The sequence below is a fragment of the Gilliamella sp. W8128 genome (genome assembly GCF_016100545.1).
In the GTDB taxonomy this organism is placed as follows: Bacteria; Pseudomonadota; Gammaproteobacteria; order Enterobacterales; family Orbaceae; genus Gilliamella; species Gilliamella apis.
Genome location: NZ_JACFSE010000006.1, coordinates 190,481 through 213,990, shown reverse-complemented (window position 1 = coordinate 213,990; position 23,510 = coordinate 190,481). Strand labels below are relative to the sequence as shown.

The window sequence follows — 23,510 nt, the reverse complement described above, 5'->3', positions numbered from 1 at the left end:
GTTTTATTTGTAAATAGTATCGCTTTGGCGATTTTAAATGGAGAAAATCAATGTGTTCGATTTTAGGTATTCTTGATATTAAATCAGATCCAGAACAACTACGAACAAAAGCATTAGAACTATCAAGTCTACAACGTCATCGTGGACCTGACTGGTCTGGTATTTTTGCTTCTGATAAAGCTATTTTAGCTCATGAACGTTTATCAATTGTAGATGTTAATACAGGATCTCAACCGCTTTATAATAAAGACAAAACCCTAGTTTTAGCGGTAAATGGCGAAATTTATAATCATCAAGAACTCCGAAATCAGTACAAAGATCGTTATGAATTTCAGACAGGATCTGACTGTGAAGTTATTCTAGCCTTATATCAAGAAAAAGGTATTCACTGTCTTGATGAACTACAAGGTATGTTTGCTTTTATTCTTTATGACATCAACAAAGGTACCTATTTTATTGGTCGCGATCATATTGGTATTATCCCAATGTATATGGGATATGATGAAAATGGTACATTTTATGTTGCTTCTGAGATGAAAGCTTTAGTACCTGTTTGTAAAACCATTGAAGCATTTCCTCCTGGTTGTTATCTATCTAGCACCGAGGGTGAAATTAAGACCTACTACAAACGAGATTGGATGGAATATGATAATGTCAAAGATAATAAGACAGATATCAATGAACTTCGTGTTGCATTAGAAGAGTCAGTAAAAAGCCATCTTATGTCTGATGTTCCTTATGGTGTTTTACTATCTGGTGGACTTGATTCTTCAGTTATCTCAGCGATTACTAAAAAGTTTTCTGCGCGTCGAGTTGAGGATCATGAAAAATCAGAAGCATGGTGGCCACAATTACACTCATTTGCGGTTGGTTTAAAAGGTGCACCTGATCTTAAAGCTGCTCAAGCCGTTGCTGATCATTTAGGTACTGTTCACCACGAAATTAACTTCACAATACAAGAAGGGATTGATGCAATTCGTGATGTAATTTATTACATTGAAACTTATGATGTAACAACGATTCGTGCCTCAACACCGATGTACTTAATGGCAAGAAAAATTAAAGCTATGGGTATTAAAATGGTTCTATCAGGTGAAGGTGCTGATGAAGTATTTGGTGGTTATCTCTATTTCCACAAAGCGCCAAATGCTAAAGAGTTCCATGAAGAAACTGTGCGTAAATTAGCGGCACTGCATATGTATGACTGTGCGCGTGCTAATAAAGCAATGGCTGCTTGGGGCGTTGAAGCTCGGGTACCATTCTTAGATAAAAAATTCTTAGATGTTGCTATGCGCATTAACCCACAAGATAAAATGTGTGGTAGTAACGGTAAAATGGAAAAACACATTGTTCGTGAAGCATTTGAATCTTATTTACCAGCATCAGTGGTTTGGCGTCAAAAAGAGCAATTTTCTGACGGTGTAGGTTATAGTTGGATCGATACCTTAAAAGAGATTGCCGAAAGCAAAATTACCGATCAACAGTTGGAAAATGCAAAATTCCGTTTCCCATACAATACTCCAGCTTCAAAAGAAGCTTATATGTATCGTGAAATTTTTGATGAATTATTCCCAGTTGAAAGTGCTGCACATTGCGTACCTGGTGGTCCAACAGTAGCTTGTTCAACAGCTAAAGCGATCGAATGGGATGAGTCATTTAAAAATCTAAATGATCCATCAGGCCGCGCAGCGGTTGGTGTACATAATGATGCTTATAAAAAGTAGTATTAACTAATTCAATCTGAAAAAGGGCATTATGCCCTTTTTTTATATCTAAATAATTTGTTAAAAATTTTCATATTTAGATTATGCGATTATGAAAATAATTAATATATTCAAACAATTATTCTCCAATTTTCCTTTCTTATTTATTCAGCTTGCTCTCTAATAATTATAGAAAATAATTTTTTATTAAATATGTGATCTAAATTCACTTTTTTAAAAAGTTTATAAACTATACTAAATGTTACCAGTCACATTGTGGCTGAATGGAAATAAAATAATATTTATATTCCTATAAATAACTTTATATAAGTATATAAATCATGAATTAGGAGCATTGAGTGAAAAATTATAAAATCGCTATAATCAACTCAAGTAGTTTTGGAAAATATTTTCCTAATCATCTAGAAAGATTAGAAAAAATAGGTGAAGTAAAACATTTTACTTTTGAAAATAATATTCCAGGGAAGGAATTAGCTGAAGCATTGCAAGATTTTAATATTGTTATTGCCAGTGTCCGTCCTTTTTTTAACAAAGAGTTTTTTGATAATAAAAAACAACCGCTACTATTACTTTCCCGTCATGGCATCGGATTTAATAATGTTGATGTTGTTGCTGCCAAAGAGCATGGCACAATAGTTACTATCGTACCTCCTTTGGTTGAACGTGATGCTGTTGCTGAAAATGCAGTGACTAATTTACTTGCATTAATTAGACAAACAGTTCAATCACAAGAAGCGGTTAAATCAAATGAATGGAAGAAAAGAGCCTCTTTTTTAGGTATCAATGTTACGGGTAAAGTAATTGGTATTATTGGCTGTGGCAACATTGGTAGTCGCGTGGCAGAAATTTTCAAACATGGATTTAATGCTCGCCTATTGGCGGTTGACCCAAAAGTTAATGTTGATTGGGCTAACAAAAATAATATTGAAATTGTTGAGTTAGATTATTTACTGCAAAATGCAGATATCATTTCGTTAAATGCCTCATTAAATGAAACTAGTTATCATATTTTAAAAGCACCGCAATTTTCTTTGATGAAAAAAGGCGTTTATATAACTAACACTGCTCGAGCCGAATTAATTGATGAAACTGCACTTTTAAATGCGCTCGATAATGGCACTGTAGCTGGTCACGCAACAGATGTCATGTATGTTGAACCTTCATACAGTGATCATCCTTTAGTTAAACATCCTAAAGTTCTTGTTACGCCGCATACTTCTGCTTATGCAATTGAATGTCTGCAAGGTATGGGGGAAAAATGTGTACAAGATGTAGAAAATTTTGTTAATAACTTAGAGCTACAATCGGTGGTTTCTTAATCATTTAACTGAAACTAACTAATTAATTATAAAAATAGTAAGGAGTTTATATATGCAAGAAATGCATGTAACGTTTCTTCAAGCAGCTATTATATCAATATGGGTTGCAATGGTAATGTCTCGGGGTCTAGGTGGTGCTACTTTAACGTTGCGATTTACACCAATGATGACCGGTTTAATCGTTGGGATTGTGTTTAATGACATTCCTAATGCAATGATAACAACAGCAGCTATTCAGTTGATTTATATGGGTGTTTTTTCGCCTGGTGGGCAAATGCCATCAGAACCAGCTATAGCAACAGCAGTTGCTGTCACCGTCGCACTGTTGGGTAAAATGGAACCAAAAGCTGCTGTTGCTGTGGCAGTACCGGTAGGATTATTAGGATCTTACTTGTATCAATTAAGATTTTTCTTTAATACCATGATTATGAAATTAACAGAAAAATATGCCGAAGAAGCTAATAGTAAAGGATTAACCTTTTCTATCATCGTATTACCAATAATTTGTAGCTTTGCATTGTTCATACCGTTTATGTTTGTTGCGTTATATTTTGGGGCACCAATTATTGCTGATGTAATTAAATCGAATGCCGGAGGACTAGTTTTCCATATTCTTAATGTAATTGGTGACGGTCTTGCTGCTGTGGGTATTGCGTTAACCATTTATGTTATTGGTAAAAAAAGCTACATCATTTTCTTCTTACTTGCCTATTTTATGGCGGTTATTGCCAAACCACTAAATGTTACCATGGTAACTTACGCAATAGTTGGTGCAATAGTTGCGTTTATTTTTGTTCTTGCAAAAAATGAAGCAGTAAATTCTGCGGTAGATCAACCTAGAAATAATTCAAATAATAACAATCAAGTTGATGACGATGATTATTAATCATTAGTTATTTGATTAATAAATTAGAAAGAGGAATTTTATAATGACAGAAATAGTACAAGAAAGTATTGATCTAAAGCCAGAAACGATTACTAAAAAAGATATCACATTTGCATGGTTACGTTGGTATTATGCCAATGAAATTCCACACTCATTTGACCGTTATCTTGCGGCATCATTAATGTGGGGATTAATGCCAATTCTTAAAAAGTTATATAAATCAAAAAGTGAATTAGCTGCTGCTTATCAACGGCATTTGTTATTTTTTAATACTCAAATTACGTGGGGTGGTGGAACAATTTCAGGAATTATGGCTTCACTAGAAGCGGTGCGTGCTGATGAAGTTTATCAAAACAAACCGATTAGTATCGATAATGATGTGCTTTATAACACTAAAGCCGGTTTAATGGGAGCCTTGGCTGGTATCGGGGATGCGATTGACTCGGGTACTATACAATATATTTTTATTGCCATCGCATTACCTTGGGCGCAAGAAGGTTTAGCGATAGGTGCATTGTTCCCATTTGTTGCATTTGTTTTATATCAACTATTTGTTGGTTACTATTTTGCCCAATTAGGATTTAAATTAGGTAGAAATGCGGCAACAGAAGTCGTTGGAAATAAGATGCAGATGATCATAGAAGCCTTATCTATTTTAGGTCTATTTATGATGGGTATTTTAGCTGCTAGCTATATTAAAGTTTCTTCAAGTTTAAAATTTACCTTATCTGGTAAAGATTTCATTATACAAGATACACTGGATAAGATTTTACCTGGAGTATTACCGCTTGTTGTTGTAATGGGACTGTATTTTTATTTTTCTAAGAAAGGATTGAAAGTAACAAGAGCTTTAATTGGGCTAACTGTTATTCTTGGTGTTTTAGCCGCAATTGGTATTTTATAAAAATAATTAAATATAAATAATAATAGAGGTTTTAAATTATGGGAAAAGTTGTTTTAGCTCGGGTTGATAGTCGTCTTATTCATGGTCAAGTTGCAACAAATGTTTCAAAAGCGGCCGGAGCTAATGCCTTATTTGTTGCAGATGATTATTCGGCAAATGATGAATTCACCAAAAATATTATTCTTGGCGCAGGTGCCAGCACTGGTCATAAAATTAGAGTATTAAAAGAAGATGGTGCGGTTAGGTATTGGAACGATCGTCAATATGATGATTTTAACGTTATTTTAATTACTAAAAATATTGAAGTAATGTATAAAATTATTAAATCTGGCGTACCTGTAACTAATCTTAATATTGGCGGTTTACCACTGGTACCAGGGGCAACCTCAATCATTAAAGAAGTATCGATTAATAAAGAGCAACTCGATTTATTAATTGATTTACAAAATAGTTTTCCGAATATGGATATTTATTGCCAAGCAACGCCTTCATTAAAGAAAGTACCTTTAAGTGAAGTAATTAAAATGTTTGAATAATATAGGATTAATAATATGATCGGTGTTTTATTAGTTAGCCATGGAAGTATGGCGGCTGGAATAAAAGACAGTGTGAAAATGATTGTTGGAGAACAAAGCCAATTTGAATCATTATCACTTAATCCTGGACAAGATATAAATCAGTTAAAAACTGATTTATTCAATTGTTCAAAATCTTTAGATTCTGGCGATGGTGTTCTTATATTTGTCGACCTTTATGGCGCATCTCCATATAATGCTTCGATGCAATGCGTTCCACAATGGAATGAGCTTGGTATGAATGTTCGAGTCATTACTGGTATGAGTCTGCCTATGGTAATTAATGCAGTATGTAATAGAGATTCTGTGTCATTGAATGATCTTACTGCCGAATGTATCGAGGCTGGGCATGAAAATATTCAAGATGCCATTGCCAACATATCTCAATCAAACAACAATGAAAATGATGATGACTATTAATGTAATAACTAATTTAATGTTATTAAGTTAATTTTTATCTTAATCTATTTATAGTTAATATGATTTTAAAAATCATATTAACTATATTGTCTAACTTTATTTAAAAATAGTTTATTAATAATGGAAATATTGAAAGATCTGATTTTACGATATGGCATCATATTTGGTAAAAGGTTTAATCCAAAAGAGAAAATCTCTTTTTTAAGGGTAATATCTAAGGAATTAGCGCCATTAGGTTATCAAGTGGATGCGAAACTATCTAAATTAAAATTAGCAACTAGACGTTATCAAAATTATTATAATGCTTATATCGGCGATCTTAATAAAGCAGAGGTCGTTATTTGTACTAATTACGATACAGGCATCAATAATTTTAATTTGCAGAAAACGTATGCTTTTCAATCACAATTTAGTAAGCTGACTTACTTTATTAGTGTTGCCCCGTTTATATTTTTATTCATTGCATCATTAATATTAAATTACCTCGTTTTTTTACCTGATATCCGTATTAATGGCTTTTTTAGTGTTTCTGGCATTTCAGCTATAGTTTCAACAGTGCTATTGTTTTTCTTAATTGCCAAATTTAAAAGTGGCATTCCAAACACTAAAAATTTCATTTGTAATTCATCAAGTATTATTACTATTATTAATCTTATTAATAAGTTAGATAAAAAAGAAAAGAAAAAAATTGCTTTTGTTCTTTATGATGGCGGCAATAGTGGCCAATATGGTTTAAAAATGTTAGAAAGCTATGCTAAACAAATCAAAGATAAAAAATTTATTTTCTTGGATAGTATTGCGAACGGTGATGATTTAGTTTTTTTTAAACCACAAGGATCTGATCTAAATATAGCGGATGTTCATTTTCATGATGGGAGTATTGAAACTCAATTATCTAATTACATTATGATCACATCAGGTCATATAAATGAAGATAATAAAATTCTTATAAAAAATGCTCACTCGTCTAAAGATAATTATTTATCTGATGAAAGATTAGAAAAACATACACAATCGCTACGAGATGTATGCCGAGCATTGATGAATGAAAAATGATAATGGATTGTTGCGGAAAAGAACTTGATACCTACCGATAGAATTGGGTAGGTATCAGAATTATGATGAACTAATGTGTAGCACCTTTTGCTGCACCAATAGGTAGAATTGTACGACCAAATTGTTCATTTAGAACTTCAGCCATCGCAAGATAAATTGCACTCGCACCACAAATTATGCCTTCAAAACCAGCAATATGAATAATGTCATGGTTACCAGAAATATTACCAATTGCTAATAGAGCGAATAAAATGGTTAAGCTGGCAAAAACAAATTGTAATGCTCGGTTAGCTTTTAATGTACCAATAAACATAAATGCGGTAAAAATACCCCACAGTGCTAGAAAAATCCCTAAAAAAGTTGCATCGGTAGGTGCAGTTGCTGGTGAAGTAGGTAAATACCAAATACCAACTAAAGCAATCCAAAAGAAACCGTATGAAGTAAACGCGGTTGTTCCGAAGGTATTTCCTTTACGGAATTCTAAAATTCCTGCGATTACTTGGGCTAATCCACCATAAAAAATACCCATAGAAACGATTGCCGTCATAACTGGAAAAAATCCTGCATTATGAATATTTAATAAAATTGTAGTCATACCAAAACCCATTAGTCCAAGTGGACCTGGATTTGCAAGTTTTATTTGTTCCATAAGGATCCTATAAATTAATTTTAGTAAAAAAAAGAGCGGCAATAATAAGTGTTGAAAAGCTGATAATCAAGATTTTGTAAAAAATAATTTTGTATCACCCCTTGATATTAATAATATTGTTCCCATTTATGTGAAAACAAAAACATTTCTTTATCTAAAATGGGACTTGAAAACGATGTTTTCAGTCTTATATATAAGAAATAAAATACAGGTTTGAGGAGAAAAGATTATGGGTAAAATTATTGGTATCGATTTAGGTACAACAAATTCATGTGTTGCAGTAATGGATAATGGTCAAGCAAAAGTATTAGAAAATGCCGAGGGTGATCGCACAACCCCTTCCATCATTGCTTACACTCAAGATGGTGAAATCTTAGTTGGTCAACCAGCTAAACGCCAAGCCGTAACCAATCCACAAAATACATTATTTGCAATTAAACGTTTAATCGGTCGTCGTTATGAAGATGCTGAAGTACAACGTGATGTTGGTATTATGCCATATAAAATTGTTAAAGCTGATAATGGTGATGCTTGGGTTGATGTTAAAGGTCAAAAAATTGCTCCACCGCAAATTTCTGCTGAAGTATTAAAGAAAATGAAGAAAACTGCAGAAGATTATCTTGGTGAGCCTGTGACAGAAGCAGTTATTACTGTTCCTGCTTATTTTAATGATGCACAACGTCAAGCAACCAAAGATGCTGGTCGTATTGCCGGTTTAGATGTAAAACGTATTATCAATGAGCCAACCGCAGCAGCGTTAGCTTATGGTTTAGATAAAGATGTTGGTAACCGTACTATTGCTGTATATGACCTTGGTGGTGGTACTTTTGATATCTCAATTATCGAAATTGATGAAGTTGATGGTGAAAAAACATTTGAAGTATTAGCAACAAATGGTGATACTCACTTAGGTGGTGAAGACTTTGACTCACGTTTAATTAACTATTTAGTTGACGAATTCAAACGTGAACAAGGATTTGATCTTAAAAATGATCCATTAGCAATGCAACGTTTAAAAGAAGCTGCTGAAAAGGCGAAAATTGAATTATCATCAGCTCAACAAACTGATATTAACTTACCGTATATTACTGCTGATGCAAGTGGGCCAAAACACTTAAATATCAAAGTGACTCGCGCTAAACTTGAATCATTAGTTGAAGATTTAGTTAAACGTTCAATGGAACCTGTTAAAACAGCATTAAAAGATGCCGGTCTTAGTGTTTCTGATATTAAAGATGTCATCTTAGTTGGTGGTCAAACACGTATGCCAATGGTTCAAAAAGCTGTTGCAGATTTCTTTGGTAAAGAACCACGTAAAGACGTTAACCCTGATGAAGCAGTAGCTGTTGGTGCAGCAGTACAAGGTGGTGTATTAGGTGGTGATGTTAAAGATGTATTATTACTTGACGTAACACCATTATCATTAGGTATTGAAACAATGGGTGGTGTAATGACTACCTTAATTGAGAAAAACACGACTATCCCAACAAAACATAGTCAAGTATTCTCAACTGCTGAAGATAATCAATCAGCCGTAACTATCCATGTATTACAAGGTGAACGTAAACGTGCAAGTGACAATAAATCATTAGGTCAATTTAACCTTGATGGTATTCAAGCTGCACCACGTGGTATGCCACAAATCGAAGTAACCTTTGATATTGATGCTGATGGTATTTTGCATGTATCAGCAAAAGATAAAAATACTGGTCGTGAGCAAAACATTACCATTAAAGCTTCTTCAGGATTAAGCGAAGAAGAGATCCAAAAAATGGTAAATGATGCTGAAGCAAATGCTGATGCAGACCGTAAATTTGAAGAATTAGCTCAAATTCGTAACCAAGCTGATCATCTTGTTCACTCAACTCGTAAACAAGTGACTGAAGCTGGTGATCAATTATCAGCTGATGATAAAACAGCTATTGAAAGTGCTGTGAGTGATTTAGAAAATGCCGCCCGCGGTGAAGACAAAGCAGAGATCGAAGCTAAAATTAATGCATTAATGGAAGCTTCAAAAAAATTACTTGAGTTAGCTCAACATCAAGCTCAAGCAGATCAATCTGCAGGTCAAGCAAATAGCGGAAGTGCTGCAGGACAAGATGATGTTGTTGATGCAGACTTCAAAGAAGTTGATGATGAAAAAAAATAAGCATTAACTGATATGTTTTTTAATGAGTTATTGCAACGAGTTTTAAACATGTAAAACATTAAACGGGCGCGAGGTAACTCAAGCCCGTTTAGTTGTTTATATAATGATTAAATTTAAAGGTTAATTATGGCGAAGAAAGATTATTATGAAACATTAGGCGTGAGTAAAAATGCCAGTGAAACTGAGATAAAAAAAGCCTACAAACGCCTAGCCATGAAATATCATCCGGATAAAAATCAGGATAACAAAGCTGAAGCTGAAGCAAAATTCAAAGAAGTTAAAGAAGCTTATGAAATCTTAACCGATCCACAAAAGAAAGCTGCTTATGATCAGTATGGCCATGCTGCTTTTGAACAAGGGCAAGGTGGCGCAGGTGGGTTCGGCGGTTTTGGTGGTTTTGGCGGCGGTTCTGCATTTGATGATATCTTCAGTGATTTCTTCGGTGGTGGCCGAGGACGAGGTCAAGCTGCATCGCGTGGTAATGACTTACAATATAATATTTCATTAACATTAGAAGAAGCTGCTAGCGGTGTAAGCAAAGAGATTAAAGTACCAACTTGGGTTAATTGTGATGTTTGCCATGGTCAAGGAACTGAAAAAGCTTCAGATGTTGTAACTTGTAATACCTGTCACGGTGCTGGTGTTGTGCAAATGCGACAAGGCTTTTTTGCCGTACAGCAAGAGTGTCCGACTTGTCATGGGCGTGGAAAAGTGGTTAAAAATCCATGTAAGAAATGTCATGGTGAAGGACGTGTTCAAAAAACTAAAACACTTTCTGTTACTATTCCTGCTGGGGTTGATACAGGAAACCGTATTCGACTTTCAGGTGAAGGTGAAGCTGGATTAAACGGTGCACCTGCTGGTGACTTATATGTACAAGTACAAGTAAAACCGCATGCAATCTTTGAGCGAGATGGCACTAATTTACATTGCGAAATTCCAATTAATATTGTGTTAGCATCACTAGGTGGTGAGGTTGAAGTACCAACCCTGAACGGTAAAGTTAGCCTAACCATACCGGCCGAAACACAAACCGGTAAAATGTTTAGATTACGTGGAAAAGGCATTAAATCATTACGAGGCAGTGCTGTAGGTGATCTCTATTGCCATGTTGCAGTTGAAACACCAGTTAATCTAACTAGCAAACAAAAAGAGTTATTAAAAGAGTTAGGCGAAAGTTTTAAATCGGATAAAAACTCAAAACACAGTCCAAAAGAAAAAAGCTTTCTTGATAAAGTGAAGAAATTTTTTGGATAACATTCGTTATTGATTATACAATCGAGCCTTATGATTAAGGCTCGATTTTTTTATTCTATTGATATCTTAATATTTTTCATTTCAGTTAACTTTAATTTTTCCTTTATTATTAAATATTCATAATTTGACATTAAGTCATATAGTATTTAATATATCTAATTAGTAAGGGGGCTAACTAATTTGGAGGATAATACATGCAACTCGAAAATCGCTATTTATCTTTTTGCAATATTTTGAAAAAACAAAATACGGTTGATTTAGAAAAGATTAGAACATGTTTTACATTATTATCTGTTGCTAATCTGATCGATATAGAGTGTGCTAAACGTCTTCAAAAATATCATCTCTCAGAAAGTCGACTAATTATTTTAGTTTTACTGAAAGAATACCAAGAATTATCTTTGCAAGAAATTGCTAAATTATTAGGGATAACTAAAGCTTCAACAACAACACTTGTTAGTTCTCTAATTAATGATGAGCTAGTATCAAAAAGAAATGATGAAAATGACAAAAGAATTTCCATTATTTGTTTAACCCCAGCAGGAATGGATTTATTGACGGAAACGTTAAAAGAGCACAGTTTTTGGATAGAAAAAATAACTAATAATTTATCTGATAATGATGTTGCTATATTCAAAAAGGTATTAAGCCAAATTCATGAAAATGTATCAAAAAAGGAAATTATTAAATGAAAGTAATCGAAGACTTAAAAATATTAAGACAAGATCTATTAACACAATTACCCCCAGATGTTCTAAATATGTTAAATAACTCATTAACTGATATGTTAAATGAAAAACTAGATAGTCATGCTTTACAATGTGGCGATATTGCACCAGACTTTTCACTAATATCAACTGATAATGAAGAAATCAATTTATATAAATTACTGGAATCCAAACCCGTAATTATTAGTTTCTTTCGAGGTAGTTGGTGCCCGTTCTGTGTAAAAGAATTAGAACATTTTCAAAATAACTTAGAATTGATGCAAAAAAATGCACATTTCATTGCTATTTCACCGCAGAAAGCTGCAATTAGTGCACAGTTAAAAAAAGAAAAATCGATGTCGATAACGATACTATCAGATATTAAAAACAACATAGCTAACCAATTTGGTTTAGTATTCACATTACCTGAAAAAATGCGAGAATTATATAAGAGTTTAGGTGCTAATTTATTCGATTTTAATGATGATGATAGTTATACATTACCAATACCAGCAACTTATTTAATTGGGCAAGATAAAAAGGTTTATTTTGCTTATGTTAATGCTAATTATATGGAACGAGCTGATATATCTGAATTAATAAATGTATTAAAGTAATAAAAATTTAAATTTATCTAGCAATATGAAATGTTACTAATCTGATATAAAAAGGGATAATATTTATATTATCCCTTTTTATATTAAATTTAATTAAAACTATAAAGTTACATTTTAGTTGTGAGAACATACGCAATAACATAACGCTATTGTTCTGATGTGAGTGAGTTATAAGGTAACAGCTTGTGAAGATAAAGAAAAAAGCCTATATTGGCCTATACTTTATCTTCGCAATATTGGGGATTTTAATATTAATTTGCTCATCTTTTTGTTGGCAAAAAACAGGCCTAATTTTTAAATAACCTCATAACCGCCCGTGATATTACGGGCTTTATCGATCAGGTCATATCAGGAGTATGGCTTCATATTGCCATTTTTTCTAAAGGTGGTTAAAGAATTTTAATATATAGCAGATCTCCTCTTCAGGAATGGTAATTTTATATTTTTCTTCGAAGACAACTAATTCATCTTTAATAATTGAATATTCATTCCTATACTTACGAATATAATTTTGTCTATCAATAAATTTAACCTTGCTCTGCTCGCCATTAATTATCTGTTCAAGCATACAAGCGATATGCATAACCAGTCCAATCAAAGTATTATTTGATACTCTAATATTAAATTTACGGGTTATATTTTCATTAAAATGCTTAATATCGGTTAGTAAATCGCGTGGTTCAATATTGGATAAAATATTCGAAAGTGTTTTTTCGATTAAAGAGTAAATGGTTTCAATATCAATTAATTGCTGTAATTTCTTAATATTGTCCGGATAAATTAATGATGTTAAATCGAATTGGCTTATTGAAGTATTAAAGTTAAATGGGCTCACTATAGCAACAATCGTATGGCTTTGCTGAATTTCTTCGATTTCTTTAAATAATTTATCATCTTCGTGAGATAAACTAAGTGCAATAATGTCTAAGATATTTTGTCGATATGAAAGTACATTATTTAATAAATCTATGGTGATATTGGTACTTTTATTCGGCACATTAATAATTAAAATGGCTAATTTTTTATTAACTAAACTCTCTTCTTGCGGTGCTGATACTAATGGTGCTTGATTAAGCATATGAATTTGTAAGACATTCTCATATACTTCTTCTAAGCAATATCCATTCATTGCATTTTGAATTGCCTCAATCACATGTAAAGTACTAACCAGTTGAATTGTTTTGGTTTTAATATTACATTTTGCCTCTATCTCTTCACCAAAATTTTTCAAAGATCCCATATCAACCAGTAATAGCATGTCTGATTTATTTTTAGTTAATTGAATATGGTTAATAATTTTTTCGAGAATTTTTTGTGGCAATTCATCAAGTGGCACATCAAAAGCAAGTGCATATTCAATGTTAAGTAAGTCATGTGCTGTTTTCGTGATTGACGTTGCGGTTTTATCTCCGTGAGCAATAACGACAATTTGCACATTATTTGAAGGTAAAATAGGATTATTAGTACCATATATAAAAAACATGGCCAGATAAGCAGCTTCATCAATGGGCAGTGTCGTATCCATAATGTGTTCAATCATTGTGAGACAATCAAGTGCAGCATTAAATTGATTTGGATAATTCGTTCGGATTTTATTTAATTGCGGATGACTAATCTTTTGATTGCTATTTATTCGCTTTAATGTCTGTTCGATATGGTTAGCTAAACTATAATAAATACGATTATTAAAGCTGCACTGTAAACTGTTTTCAGCCTGTTCAATTAAGGCTTCAGTTAAACGTAATACTTTAGTTGAAATTATATTTTTCAACTTATTCTTATCATATTTTTTAGTATTATTATAAATATAGGTATAAAAATAATCCTGAATCTCTTGTTCAATTTCTTCTTCGAGTTCGAAATTTCCCCTACCTTGTGTTTTTAATTCAGCGATTTTTCGATTTACGATATCGTAGATATCATTAGATTTATTATTTTCATATAGGATCTTATTATCTTCTCCCTGAAATATAATATTTTTTCGATTAATACCAATGATTTTATTCCACGTTTGGCGATGTTGTGTTTCAATCAATAATGCTTCACTGATATGATTTGGTAATAGAGCACTATTAATATAAATATACTCTGAATTACTGTAGGAAATATGTTTGGCATAGGCGGCTGCACAAATAAAACGAATATCAGCTTCAAGTTGCCCTATATTATTAGGGCAGTTATAGCCTAACAAAGCGCGAAGGGCATTACTTGATACGACAATTTTTTCTTTTAATTGTGCCGATTCGGTATTAAAGAAATTTTGAATTAGATTAAATCTTTCCTCAAAAGTTCTTGCTCTTAAAGGCGGAATGGTTAAATTCATAGGAAAGCGACGAGTAAATGTACGCAATAATGCTGAATTCGGATCTTCTGTCGTTGCGGCAATAATGCGAACTTGTGCTGTTCGTTCTACGGTATCACCTAGTCGTCTAAAAAGGCCTTTATCAATAAAAGTAAAAAATATTTCTTGTCCTTCTGGTGGTAAACGGTGAACTTCATCTAAAAATAACAGTCCGGTGTGCGCCCTTTCAACTAAACCTTCACGATCATCGATTGCACCACTATAGGCACCTTTTTTACAGCCGAATAATTGGGTTAAAAGTAATTGTGGATTTGAAGCGTAATCAGCACAATTAAAGTGGATAAATGGCGCATCAGGACTAATTTTATTGACACTTTTAGCATAGTTATAAATCAGTTCGGCAAACAGTGATTTGCCAACTCCTGTCTCACCAGTAATTAAAATATTCATACCATGAGGAGGATAAAATATAGCTGCTTTAGCTTGTTCAATCAAGGTATGCAAACTGGTGCTAGATTCGATAAAATTTTTGAATTCACCAAATTTGAAATTTGGTTTGTTTTCGGTTTTTATCGAAGATTTAGCAATAGAATATTTGACTGGTTTTCCTTTATCTTTAACCACTTTTCCTTGCTTAATAAGCTGATTTAATTCGTGGCTAACATTTGCCCGAGAATAATTCAGTAATGTGGCAAGTTCAGAAGTAGTAACTCCTTCACTGTTTTTTAGCGTTAATTCCTGTAATTTTTGGAAAATAATCTCAATTCTTAACATTTCACATCCTAATGTGTTTTAGCAAATCTATTCCTTAATGTGTATTAAAACACATAAAAACACATTAGTAACTTAAAAAATTAATTATTGATTATTTTTAATTTATTTTGTTTTGGCACGGTTATTGCTGTTATTTATTACATGAAATATATCAAACTGAGGAAAAATTAATGAATGAGTATGAAGAGATTGTAATGCAACTAATTACCAATAGCGGTGATGCAAGAAGTCGCTGCCTAAAAGCAATTAGGGCTGCTCGTAAAGGTAATTTTGAACAAGCCGATAGTTTAATTGAAGAAGTAAAAAAATTTTTAGCGATTGCGCATAAAACACAGACTGAATTAATTCAAAACGAGATTCAGGGTAATCATATTCCAGTTTCGTTACTGATTATTCATGCTCAAGATCACTTAATGAATGCAATTTCAATGCGAGACTTAGCCATTGAAATTATAGAAATATTAAAAGATAAATAATTAAAGGGGTAATTAATATGACTTATAACATTATGCTAGCTTGTATGGGTGGATTCTCTACCAGTATGTTAGTCAAAAAAATGAAAGAGTCTGCGGAAAAGATCGGTATTGATGTCAATATTAATGCAGTAAGCGAAACTGAATTAGATCAATATGATGATCTGGACATTATTATGTTAGGACCGCAAATAGAGTATATCTATGAAAACTTAAAAAAACAGCATGACATTCCAATAGTTGTTATTGATTCTCTAGACTATGGAACGATGAATGGTGAAAAGGTGTTAAAAACTGCCTTAGAAATTTTAGACAATGGAATCAGCTAATAAGAGAGATTTTATTATGATAAATAATAAAGAAACGCTAATGAGTTTTAGAGCAAAATTGCAAAAGGTTATTGGCTCTATTCAATCAAGTTATTCTGTGCAAGCTGTTTCAAGTGGCATGATGATGCTATTACCTGTCATGATGGTAGGCTCGATTGTTGCGGTTTTAAATAGTTTAAATATAGAATCTTATCAGGCAGTATTAGTGGCAACAGGATTGAAATCCGCTTTTAAAGTTGCTTCAGTAGTCACCATGAACGTGATTTCACTCTATGTCGTAGTGGCTATTTCGTATAAGATGGCAGAATTACATAAAAAAGATGGTATTTTAGCTGCATTAATGGGGCTAATGGCTTTCCTTTTTATCACTCCAATGAAAACCAACGGTATTGCAGCCATTGATCTCTTGTATGTTGGTTCAAGAGGAATGATTGTTGCGATGTTAGTAGGATTATTTGCTACACGTTTTTATATTTTCTTACTTAATCGTAAACTAACGATAAAAATGCCTGAGTCAGTACCTGATTTTGTCTCAAAATCTTTTTCCAGTCTTATTCCCGCATTTATTATTGCCGTAGTCTTTGCTCTAATTAATGCGTTAGTTGGTCTTACCGAATTTGATAATGTACATAATTTAATTTATTCCATAATTCAAGTACCGCTTCAAGGCTTAGGTGCAAGTTTAGCAGCAGCGTTATTAATTGTATTTTTAGCGGAATTTTTATGGTTCTTTGGTATTCACGGTTCAATGGCGACTTCGGCTATCTTATATGCCTTATTCTATCCTTTTGATATCGCTAATTTAGAAGCATTTCAAGCAGGTCAGGCATTACCATTTATTGTCACAATGACATTTATTAATGCACAAAAAGGACCGCGTTATTTGGCATTATCTATTTTATTAGTACGCTGTAAGAGCCAACAAATGAAAAGTTTAGGTAAGATTGGCTTTATACCTGGTTGCTTTGGTATTAGTGAGCCTTATAAATTTGGTTTACCTATGGTATTAAATCCAATTCTATTTTTACCGTTGATTTTTGCTGGAACAATTAATGTCGGCTTATCTTATTTTGCTACATTGATTGGTATTATTCCTCGTGTTAATGGTATGCCTCTACCAACGGCTGGAACGCCTGAAATTATTAAAGGATTTATGATTGGTGGTTGGCAAATGGCAATATGGCATGTGGTATTGTTAGTTGTTGCTATGTTAGTTTACTTTCCATTTGTTCGTTACATGGATAAACAAAAACTTAGTATTGAACAAGCGACAACGGAGAAATAATAGATGCACAATAATATTATAGTTAATGCAGTTGAAAGATTAACACCAAGCCGTGTGCGTCTAAGTTGGCAATCACCAGCACAATCGCAAGAGGTAAAAATTTATTTGAGTGATAGTGCTGATATAAAAAATGCTGAAAAAACTATACTTACTCAAACAACACAATCAAGCATTGATTTAGATATTCTTGATGATAAACGTTGCTATTTTATCCTTGATATTAATGGTCAAAATTATGTGACTGCAGAACGTGTTCTGCCATTGGAAGGTGCAAATAATTTTCGTGATATTGGCGGCTATAGAACTGGTGATGGTAAAACTGTTAGATGGGGTAATCTTTATCGTTCAGATCATTTACATAATTTGACAGATAAGGATATCGCATATTTAAATACGGCAAATTTTCATACTATTATTGATTATCGTAATGAAAAAGAATACAGCAAACAGCCCAATCGCTTGTGGAATAATCAGCTAAATACACTTCGTTTAATTCCCGATGCATCTTCAGCAGAGTTAGCAGCTAAAGCTAGTAATGATCATGAAAAAATACAGGAACTCATTAGTTTAAGCCAAAGCAAAAATGGCAAAATGGTTATTGATGGTTCTGGGCTAATTATGCAAGAACAAAATCGTGATTTTATTCGTAATCCTGAAACAGCCAAAATATACAGAGAACTTGTTGATATTATTTTAGATAGCCGAAACTTAGCGATAGTACAACATTGTCGAGGAGGTAAAGATAGAACCGGTTTCGGTATAGCTATTATATTAGCTATTTTAGGTGTTGATGAACAAACTATATTATTAGATTATGCAATGACAAGTGAATTAAGGTATTCGCGTAATATGCGTAGAATGGAGAAATATAAAAAAGAGACCGATAATGCTGAAATATTAGCTTTTTTGTATTCTATGATGGAAGCGCGTAGTAGTTACCTTGAAGCTGCATTTGATGAAATGCGTACAAGATTCGGCTCAATTGCGGAATATTTAACTAAAGCGTTAAAAATAACAGAAAGCGAGAGAGAAAAGATAAAACAAAATTATCTCTATTAAAAAAATTAACCCAGTATTAAACTGGGTTAATCTAATTTACACTATTTTATACTCTGTAAATTACATTTTAGTAGTAAATGTACGAGCAATAACGTCACGTTGTTGTTCAGCAGTTAGTGAGTTAAAACGAACTGCATAACCAGAAACACGAATTGTTAATTGCGGATATTTTTCTGGATGTTGTACTGCATCTTCTAATGTTTCACGACGAAGTACGTTTACATTTAAATGTTGACCACCTTCAACTTTAATTGTTGGTGCTACATCTAATGGAACTTCACGATATTCGAATTGACCAAGTTCCGCAGTTGGGACGATTTGATCTTCTTTGTAAACTGATTTAGCAGCAACACAACGAGCTTCTTTTGTTGAATCATCTAACAACCAGAAAGAGTTAAGTAGTGCTTGATTGTCTGCTTTAGTAATTTGGATACCTGTAATCATTTTTAAATCCTCCTAATGGATCTGGACCTTATTGTCCTAAACTATTTATAAGTAATATAGCACTTTCAAAATTTGATTAAAATCAAAAAAAGCTATTAATCTGATAAGTTTTACCGTTGATTGTGTAGGTTTACCCAATTTTTGCACATAACTTTATATTTATTAATAGGTAATCTTTTATTGTCACTTGCAATTTAAGTAATATTTTGATGATCTTAAACTAAACAAGTTATTTTTATTTGTCTTTTTATTCGTTGAACGCTTATTTACTGTTGAATGAAGAGTACTTTTCTCATCATTGATTATCAGTAGGTTTATTGGTATTTTTAGGTATAATTGATATCATCAATAAATCCAGTGTTGAACTAGATAAAATAATTGCAAAGGTCAAATATGAGTAATCAATTAACATGGAATGATGTTATTGGCTCTGAAAAAGAGAAGCCCTATTTTCAACATATAATGCAGTTTGTGGCAACGCAGCGTGCACAAGGTAAAATTATTTACCCACCCCAGCACGATGTATTTAATGCTTTTCGCTTTACTGCATTTAGTGATATTAAAGTAGTGATCCTAGGGCAGGATCCTTATCATGGCCCAAATCAAGCTCATGGCTTATCCTTTTCTGTATTACCCGGAATCAAACCGCCTCCCTCGTTATTAAATATCTATAAAGAGTTAGCAACTGATATTGAAGGATTCACGATACCTAATCATGGCTATTTAGGCTATTGGGCTACTCAAGGTGTCTTATTACTCAATAACGTATTAACGGTTGAAGCAGGTCAAGCTCACTCTCATGCCAAAATAGGTTGGGAAACCTTTACTGATCATGTTATTGCAGCAATTGATAAATATCTAGAGGGTGTTGTTTTCCTACTTTGGGGCTCTCCGGCGCAAAAAAAAGGTCAATTTATTGATCGTCAAAAACACCATGTGTTAACGGCGGTACACCCATCACCATTATCGGCTCATCGTGGATTTTTTGGTTGTAAACACTTTTCAAAAGCCAATAATTTTATTTTACAGCATGGTAAAACGCCTATCGATTGGCAACCACGATTACCGGAAAAAAGTTAATGAGTAGTAATAAGAAACGCCGTCCAGGTTTACAGGAAATTGCTAATTTAGTTGGGATCAGCAAAATGACAGTAAGTCGCTTTTTGCGAGATCCTAAGCTTGTATCTGAATCACTTCAATTACAAATATCATCAGCTATTGATAAGCTCGGGTATATTCCTAACAAAGCTCCTGATATGTTATCAAATGCCAAAAGTCATGCTATTGGAGTTGTATTTCCCTCGTTAACTAACCAAGTTTTTGCTGATATTTTAAAAGGTATTGAGATGGTTTCCGACGTGCAAGGTTATCAAACCATGATCACTCACACCGGATATAACGCTGATAAAGAAGAGTTACGAGTCCGTTCTTTACTGTCTTATAATATTGATGGATTAATTTTGACGGAAAGGATACATAATCCAGCTACCTTAAAGATGATTGAAATTTCAGGTGTCCCAGTAGTGGAAATTATGGATAGTGTGTCGCCTTGCATTGATATGGCTGTTGGATTTGATAATTTTACGGCTACAAAAAATATGATTCATCGCATGATAAATAAAGGACGACGTCACATTGTCTATTTTAGTGCAAGACAAGATCAACGTAGTATTATTCGGCAACAAGGTTATGAAAAAGCCATGCAAGAGGCAGGATTAATGCCTAAAACATTAGCCACTAAAGAAGCCTCATCTTATGATTTGGGAGCGAGATTTTTACACCAGATATTAAAAGAATATCCATGTGTTGATGGTATTTTTAGTACCAATGATGATTTGGCTTTAGGTGTATTACTTGAATGTCAGCGTATTGGTATTGAAATACCTAAACAAATAGCGATTGTTGGTTTTCATGGCCATAAAATTGGCCAGTATATGAATCCTAAATTAGCTTCCATTCATACGCCAAGAATTGAAATGGGAAAAATTGCTACGGAATTACTCTTGAAACGTATAAATGGTGAAAATATTGCTGAAAAGGTCATCGATTTACCTGTTGAATATCTTGATGGTGAAAGTTTGTAATTAATTTTAAAATATTTTCTAAAATTTATATCATTATCACATTATTGATTAGGTTGGGATGGATTTCAGGTTTTCATGATTTGATATCTATGCTAAAATCGCCTCTCAGTGGTTATTTACACCTACTAATTAGATCATCAAAGAATAACACTGAGGCCCCCATGAAAATTGTTGAAGTAAAACACCCTCTAGTTCGCCATAAAATTGGCTTAATGCGTGAACACGATATTAGCACAAAAGATTTCCGAAACCTTGCCAGTGAAGTTGGTAGTTTATTAACTTATGAAGCAACCGCTAACTTACCAACAGAAACCGTAACCATTGAAGGTTGGTGTGGCCCTGTGCAAGTAGAACGTATTAAAGGTAAAAAAATTACTGTTGTTCCTATTCTACGTGCTGGTTTAGGTATGATGGATGGCGTATTAGAACACATACCTAGTGCAAGAATCAGTGTTGTTGGTTTTTATCGTAACGAAGAAACACTTGAACCGGTTCCTTATTTCCAAAAACTCACTTCTGATATTGAAGAACGAATGGCGTTAGTTGTTGATCCAATGCTAGCAACCGGTGGTTCAATGGTGGCAACTATTGATCTACTTAAGAAAGCAGGCTGTAAAAATATCAAAGTGTTAGTTTTAGTTGCTGCTCCAGAAGGTATCAAAGTATTAGAACAAGCTCATCCTGATGTTGAACTTTATACGGCATCAATTGATGAACGTCTAAATGATAAAGGCTATATTTTACCTGGGCTAGGTGATGCCGGAGACAAAATATTTGGTACTAAATAAAATCTCAATTTTTAGACCGGTTTATCCGGTTTTTTTATGTCTGCTATTTAATAATTAATTTGCTATTAGCAAAAAGAAGTTTAAGAAGAGAGGAAAACGTGGTTAAAATCAATAATGATGAAATTAAAAATGATACTTCACCATTAAAACCAGCTTGGCAAGATATTTTTACTGGTGCTCAAATGCTGTTTGTCGCTTTTGGTGCTTTAGTCTTAGTGCCACTGTTAACTGGTTTAAATCCAAATGTAGCATTGTTTACTGCCGGTGTCGGTACATTGTTATTTCAACTTGCAACCAAAAATAAAGTACCGGTATTTTTAGCCTCTTCTTTTGCTTTTATTGCTCCAATTTCTTTTGGTGTAGCTCAATGGGGAATACCGGCAACTTTAGGTGGATTGGTTGCCGCTGGTTTGGTATTTATGTTTTTTGCTTTTCTGGTCAAAATTAATGGTAACAATGTTATCGATCGGATTTTACCGCCGGTAGTTACCGGGCCAATTATTATGGTAATTGGTTTATCATTAGCCCCCGTTGCAGTTGGTATGGCTATGGGTAAAGATAGTGGACTTCAAGCCGAAAATTATCAACTTATCATTATTTCCATGGCTTCTTTGTTAACCACTTTAATTGTTGCTATCTGGGCAAAAGGCTTTTTTAGATTGGTTCCGATTATTGCCGGTATTGTGGTTGGATATGCACTTTCATGTGCTTTTGGTATTGTCAATTTTCAACCGGTTATTGATGCCCCATGGTTTAAAGTACCTGATTTCACATTTCCCGAGTTTCAGTGGCAAGCTATTTTATATATGATACCTATTGTGATTGCTCCAACTATTGAGCATGTGGGGGATATTATGGCAATTGGTGCTGTAACAGGTAAAGATTATACTCGTGAACCTGGTTTACAGCGGACATTGTTGGGTGATGGATTGGCTACTACAACAGCAGGATTTTTTGGTGGGCCACCATGTATTACTTATGCTGAAGTTATTGGTGCGGTAACATTAACCCGCAATTTTAAAACTCAGGTAATGACTTGGGCGGCGTTATGGGCAATCTTAATGTCTTTCATTGGTAAAATAGGGGCATTTTTAAGCTCAATTCCAACTGTCGTAATGGGTGGAATCATGGTGCTGTTATTTGGTTCAATTGCTTCGGTTGGTATTAATATTTTAGTTAAACATAAAGTTGATCTTTCTGTATCACGGAATATGTGTATCGTCTCGTTAGTACTAGTATTTGGTATTGGTGGCATGATCTTCGATTTTGGTTCTTATGCATTACAGGGTATTAGTTTATGTGGGATTTTAGCCATTGTGTTAAATTTAATCTTACCGCAACAAACTAAAACCAATAACTAAGATAAACATTCTCGCCGTTAATCATAAAATCGATTAACGGCTAATCATATTTCCTTTTTTTACTACTCTATAAGATCTCTACGTTTTACTAAATAAATAATTATTTTAGTCAGCAAGTACTAACTTTTATAAAAAATATTAAGAGTACATTGATCAAATTCTAATTTTAAGCGTTAGGATTAACTTAATAACTATTATTTTTGCATAATAAAATAGATTTGATTTACTGTATGTTGTTTACAAACGTAAGTGAGTAATAACTTCCAAACAGTAAAGCTATTTTAAAAAAATTGAGGAAAGGGGTTTTTGAAAAATAAAAAACTCACTTATTTCTCAATAAGTGAGTTT

Annotated in this window: 22 protein-coding genes; 19 read left to right on the top strand and 3 right to left on the bottom strand. The window is 33.3% G+C overall.

Annotated features, from left to right (window positions below):
* Positions 1 to 50: 50 nt before the first annotated feature.
* The 7 genes from asnB (at position 51) to H3U97_RS08015 (ending at position 6,884) form a co-directional block, all read left to right on the top strand.
* Positions 51 to 1,724: an asparagine synthase B gene (gene asnB, locus H3U97_RS08045; RefSeq protein WP_198198670.1), complete on the top strand. Its 1,674-nt coding sequence runs from the start codon at positions 51 to 53 to the stop codon at positions 1,722 to 1,724.
* A 338-nt stretch (positions 1,725 to 2,062) separates the two neighbouring features.
* Positions 2,063 to 3,043, top strand: coding sequence for a D-isomer specific 2-hydroxyacid dehydrogenase family protein (locus H3U97_RS08040; protein WP_198198669.1), 981 nt, complete (start codon positions 2,063 to 2,065; stop codon positions 3,041 to 3,043).
* Positions 3,044 to 3,104: 61 nt separating this feature from the next.
* Entirely contained in the window at positions 3,105 to 3,929 is an 825-nt protein-coding gene (locus H3U97_RS08035; protein ID WP_065577972.1) for a PTS sugar transporter subunit IIC, read from the top strand.
* Between the two features lie 43 nt (positions 3,930 to 3,972).
* The gene (locus H3U97_RS08030; RefSeq protein ID WP_065577935.1) at positions 3,973 to 4,833 is read left to right on the top strand and encodes a PTS system mannose/fructose/sorbose family transporter subunit IID; all 861 of its coding nucleotides are present in this window, start codon (positions 3,973 to 3,975) and stop codon (positions 4,831 to 4,833) included.
* 38 nt (positions 4,834 to 4,871) lie between these two features.
* Entirely contained in the window at positions 4,872 to 5,369 is a 498-nt protein-coding gene (locus H3U97_RS08025; RefSeq protein ID WP_065577934.1) for a PTS sugar transporter subunit IIB, read from the top strand.
* A gap of 15 nt (positions 5,370 to 5,384) precedes the next feature.
* Positions 5,385 to 5,828, top strand: a complete 444-nt coding sequence (locus H3U97_RS08020; protein WP_065651396.1) for a PTS sugar transporter subunit IIA — start codon at positions 5,385 to 5,387, stop codon at positions 5,826 to 5,828.
* Positions 5,829 to 5,948: 120 nt separating this feature from the next.
* Positions 5,949 to 6,884: a hypothetical protein gene (locus tag H3U97_RS08015; RefSeq protein WP_198198668.1), complete on the top strand. Its 936-nt coding sequence runs from the start codon at positions 5,949 to 5,951 to the stop codon at positions 6,882 to 6,884.
* A 70-nt stretch (positions 6,885 to 6,954) separates the two neighbouring features.
* Here the strand turns inward: H3U97_RS08015 and satP are convergent, their stop codons facing one another.
* Complete coding sequence (gene satP, locus H3U97_RS08010) at positions 6,955 to 7,533, bottom strand: acetate uptake transporter (protein ID WP_034903495.1); 579 nt, start codon at positions 7,531 to 7,533, stop codon at positions 6,955 to 6,957.
* 229 nt (positions 7,534 to 7,762) lie between these two features.
* On the opposite strand from satP, the gene dnaK reads away from it, so the two are divergent.
* The 4 genes from dnaK to H3U97_RS07990 all read left to right on the top strand — a co-directional run bounded on the left by dnaK (position 7,763) and on the right by H3U97_RS07990 (position 12,263).
* Entirely contained in the window at positions 7,763 to 9,682 is a 1,920-nt protein-coding gene (gene dnaK / locus H3U97_RS08005; protein ID WP_198198667.1) for a molecular chaperone DnaK, read from the top strand.
* 126 nt (positions 9,683 to 9,808) lie between these two features.
* A complete protein-coding gene (dnaJ, locus tag H3U97_RS08000) occupies positions 9,809 to 10,939 on the top strand; it encodes a molecular chaperone DnaJ (RefSeq protein WP_065577931.1) in 1,131 nt (376 codons plus the stop codon).
* Positions 10,940 to 11,133: 194 nt separating this feature from the next.
* On the top strand, positions 11,134 to 11,631 hold the full coding sequence (locus H3U97_RS07995) for a MarR family winged helix-turn-helix transcriptional regulator (protein ID WP_198198666.1): 498 nt from the start codon (positions 11,134 to 11,136) through the stop codon (positions 11,629 to 11,631).
* Entirely contained in the window at positions 11,628 to 12,263 is a 636-nt protein-coding gene (locus H3U97_RS07990; protein ID WP_065577929.1) for a peroxiredoxin-like family protein, read from the top strand. Before H3U97_RS07995 ends, H3U97_RS07990 begins: the two co-directional genes overlap by 4 nt.
* Positions 12,264 to 12,642: 379 nt before the next feature.
* Here the strand turns inward: H3U97_RS07990 and H3U97_RS07985 are convergent, their stop codons facing one another.
* A complete protein-coding gene (locus H3U97_RS07985) occupies positions 12,643 to 15,339 on the bottom strand; it encodes a sigma 54-interacting transcriptional regulator (protein WP_198198665.1) in 2,697 nt (898 codons plus the stop codon).
* Positions 15,340 to 15,509: 170 nt separating this feature from the next.
* On the opposite strand from H3U97_RS07985, the gene H3U97_RS07980 reads away from it, so the two are divergent.
* Genes H3U97_RS07980 through H3U97_RS07965 form a run of 4 tightly spaced genes read left to right on the top strand, consistent with a single transcriptional unit; the run spans position 15,510 to position 18,485 of the window.
* On the top strand, positions 15,510 to 15,815 hold the full coding sequence (locus tag H3U97_RS07980; RefSeq protein WP_034902898.1) for a PTS lactose/cellobiose transporter subunit IIA: 306 nt from the start codon (positions 15,510 to 15,512) through the stop codon (positions 15,813 to 15,815).
* Between the two features lie 17 nt (positions 15,816 to 15,832).
* Positions 15,833 to 16,141 (top strand): PTS sugar transporter subunit IIB, encoded by a 309-nt coding sequence (locus tag H3U97_RS07975; RefSeq protein ID WP_034902901.1) that lies wholly within the window; start codon positions 15,833 to 15,835, stop codon positions 16,139 to 16,141.
* A 16-nt stretch (positions 16,142 to 16,157) separates the two neighbouring features.
* The gene (locus tag H3U97_RS07970) at positions 16,158 to 17,426 is read left to right on the top strand and encodes a PTS sugar transporter subunit IIC (protein ID WP_198192264.1); all 1,269 of its coding nucleotides are present in this window, start codon (positions 16,158 to 16,160) and stop codon (positions 17,424 to 17,426) included.
* 3 nt (positions 17,427 to 17,429) lie between these two features.
* Positions 17,430 to 18,485 (top strand): tyrosine-protein phosphatase, encoded by a 1,056-nt coding sequence (locus tag H3U97_RS07965; RefSeq protein ID WP_198192265.1) that lies wholly within the window; start codon positions 17,430 to 17,432, stop codon positions 18,483 to 18,485.
* 60 nt (positions 18,486 to 18,545) lie between these two features.
* Here H3U97_RS07965 and grcA read toward each other — a convergent pair whose 3' ends face one another.
* A complete protein-coding gene (grcA, locus tag H3U97_RS07960; protein WP_034902904.1) occupies positions 18,546 to 18,929 on the bottom strand; it encodes an autonomous glycyl radical cofactor GrcA in 384 nt (127 codons plus the stop codon).
* A gap of 393 nt (positions 18,930 to 19,322) precedes the next feature.
* On the opposite strand from grcA, the gene ung reads away from it, so the two are divergent.
* From ung to H3U97_RS07940, 4 genes are all read left to right on the top strand, one after another.
* Positions 19,323 to 20,009 (top strand): uracil-DNA glycosylase, encoded by a 687-nt coding sequence (gene ung / locus H3U97_RS07955; RefSeq protein ID WP_198192266.1) that lies wholly within the window; start codon positions 19,323 to 19,325, stop codon positions 20,007 to 20,009.
* A complete protein-coding gene (gene gntR / locus H3U97_RS07950; protein WP_065614755.1) occupies positions 20,009 to 21,013 on the top strand; it encodes a gluconate operon transcriptional repressor GntR in 1,005 nt (334 codons plus the stop codon). Before ung ends, gntR begins: the two co-directional genes overlap by 1 nt.
* Positions 21,014 to 21,174: 161 nt before the next feature.
* Positions 21,175 to 21,801, top strand: coding sequence for a uracil phosphoribosyltransferase (gene upp / locus H3U97_RS07945; RefSeq protein WP_034902911.1), 627 nt, complete (start codon positions 21,175 to 21,177; stop codon positions 21,799 to 21,801).
* Positions 21,802 to 21,908: 107 nt separating this feature from the next.
* Positions 21,909 to 23,162, top strand: coding sequence for a uracil-xanthine permease family protein (locus H3U97_RS07940; RefSeq protein WP_370545526.1), 1,254 nt, complete (start codon positions 21,909 to 21,911; stop codon positions 23,160 to 23,162).
* Positions 23,163 to 23,510 lie beyond the last annotated feature (348 nt).

Bases quoted from the DNA above. Each gene is read 5' to 3' on its own strand.
- asnB (WP_198198670.1), top strand. From the start codon at position 51: ATGTGTTCGATTTTAGGTATTCTTGATATTAAATCAGATCCAGAACAA.
- H3U97_RS08035 (WP_065577972.1), top strand. From the start codon at position 3,105: ATGCATGTAACGTTTCTTCAAGCAGCTATTATATCAATATGGGTTGCA.
- H3U97_RS08030 (WP_065577935.1), top strand. From the start codon at position 3,973: ATGACAGAAATAGTACAAGAAAGTATTGATCTAAAGCCAGAAACGATT.
- H3U97_RS08025 (WP_065577934.1), top strand. From the start codon at position 4,872: ATGGGAAAAGTTGTTTTAGCTCGGGTTGATAGTCGTCTTATTCATGGT.
- H3U97_RS08020 (WP_065651396.1), top strand. From the start codon at position 5,385: ATGATCGGTGTTTTATTAGTTAGCCATGGAAGTATGGCGGCTGGAATA.
- H3U97_RS08015 (WP_198198668.1), top strand. From the start codon at position 5,949: ATGGAAATATTGAAAGATCTGATTTTACGATATGGCATCATATTTGGT.
- satP (WP_034903495.1), bottom strand. From the start codon at position 7,533: ATGGAACAAATAAAACTTGCAAATCCAGGTCCACTTGGACTAATGGGT.
- dnaK (WP_198198667.1), top strand. From the start codon at position 7,763: ATGGGTAAAATTATTGGTATCGATTTAGGTACAACAAATTCATGTGTT.
- dnaJ (WP_065577931.1), top strand. From the start codon at position 9,809: ATGGCGAAGAAAGATTATTATGAAACATTAGGCGTGAGTAAAAATGCC.
- H3U97_RS07995 (WP_198198666.1), top strand. From the start codon at position 11,134: ATGCAACTCGAAAATCGCTATTTATCTTTTTGCAATATTTTGAAAAAA.
- H3U97_RS07990 (WP_065577929.1), top strand. From the start codon at position 11,628: ATGAAAGTAATCGAAGACTTAAAAATATTAAGACAAGATCTATTAACA.
- H3U97_RS07985 (WP_198198665.1), bottom strand. From the start codon at position 15,339: ATGTTAAGAATTGAGATTATTTTCCAAAAATTACAGGAATTAACGCTA.
- H3U97_RS07980 (WP_034902898.1), top strand. From the start codon at position 15,510: ATGAATGAGTATGAAGAGATTGTAATGCAACTAATTACCAATAGCGGT.
- H3U97_RS07975 (WP_034902901.1), top strand. From the start codon at position 15,833: ATGACTTATAACATTATGCTAGCTTGTATGGGTGGATTCTCTACCAGT.
- H3U97_RS07970 (WP_198192264.1), top strand. From the start codon at position 16,158: ATGATAAATAATAAAGAAACGCTAATGAGTTTTAGAGCAAAATTGCAA.
- H3U97_RS07965 (WP_198192265.1), top strand. From the start codon at position 17,430: ATGCACAATAATATTATAGTTAATGCAGTTGAAAGATTAACACCAAGC.
- grcA (WP_034902904.1), bottom strand. From the start codon at position 18,929: ATGATTACAGGTATCCAAATTACTAAAGCAGACAATCAAGCACTACTT.
- ung (WP_198192266.1), top strand. From the start codon at position 19,323: ATGAGTAATCAATTAACATGGAATGATGTTATTGGCTCTGAAAAAGAG.
- gntR (WP_065614755.1), top strand. From the start codon at position 20,009: ATGAGTAGTAATAAGAAACGCCGTCCAGGTTTACAGGAAATTGCTAAT.
- upp (WP_034902911.1), top strand. From the start codon at position 21,175: ATGAAAATTGTTGAAGTAAAACACCCTCTAGTTCGCCATAAAATTGGC.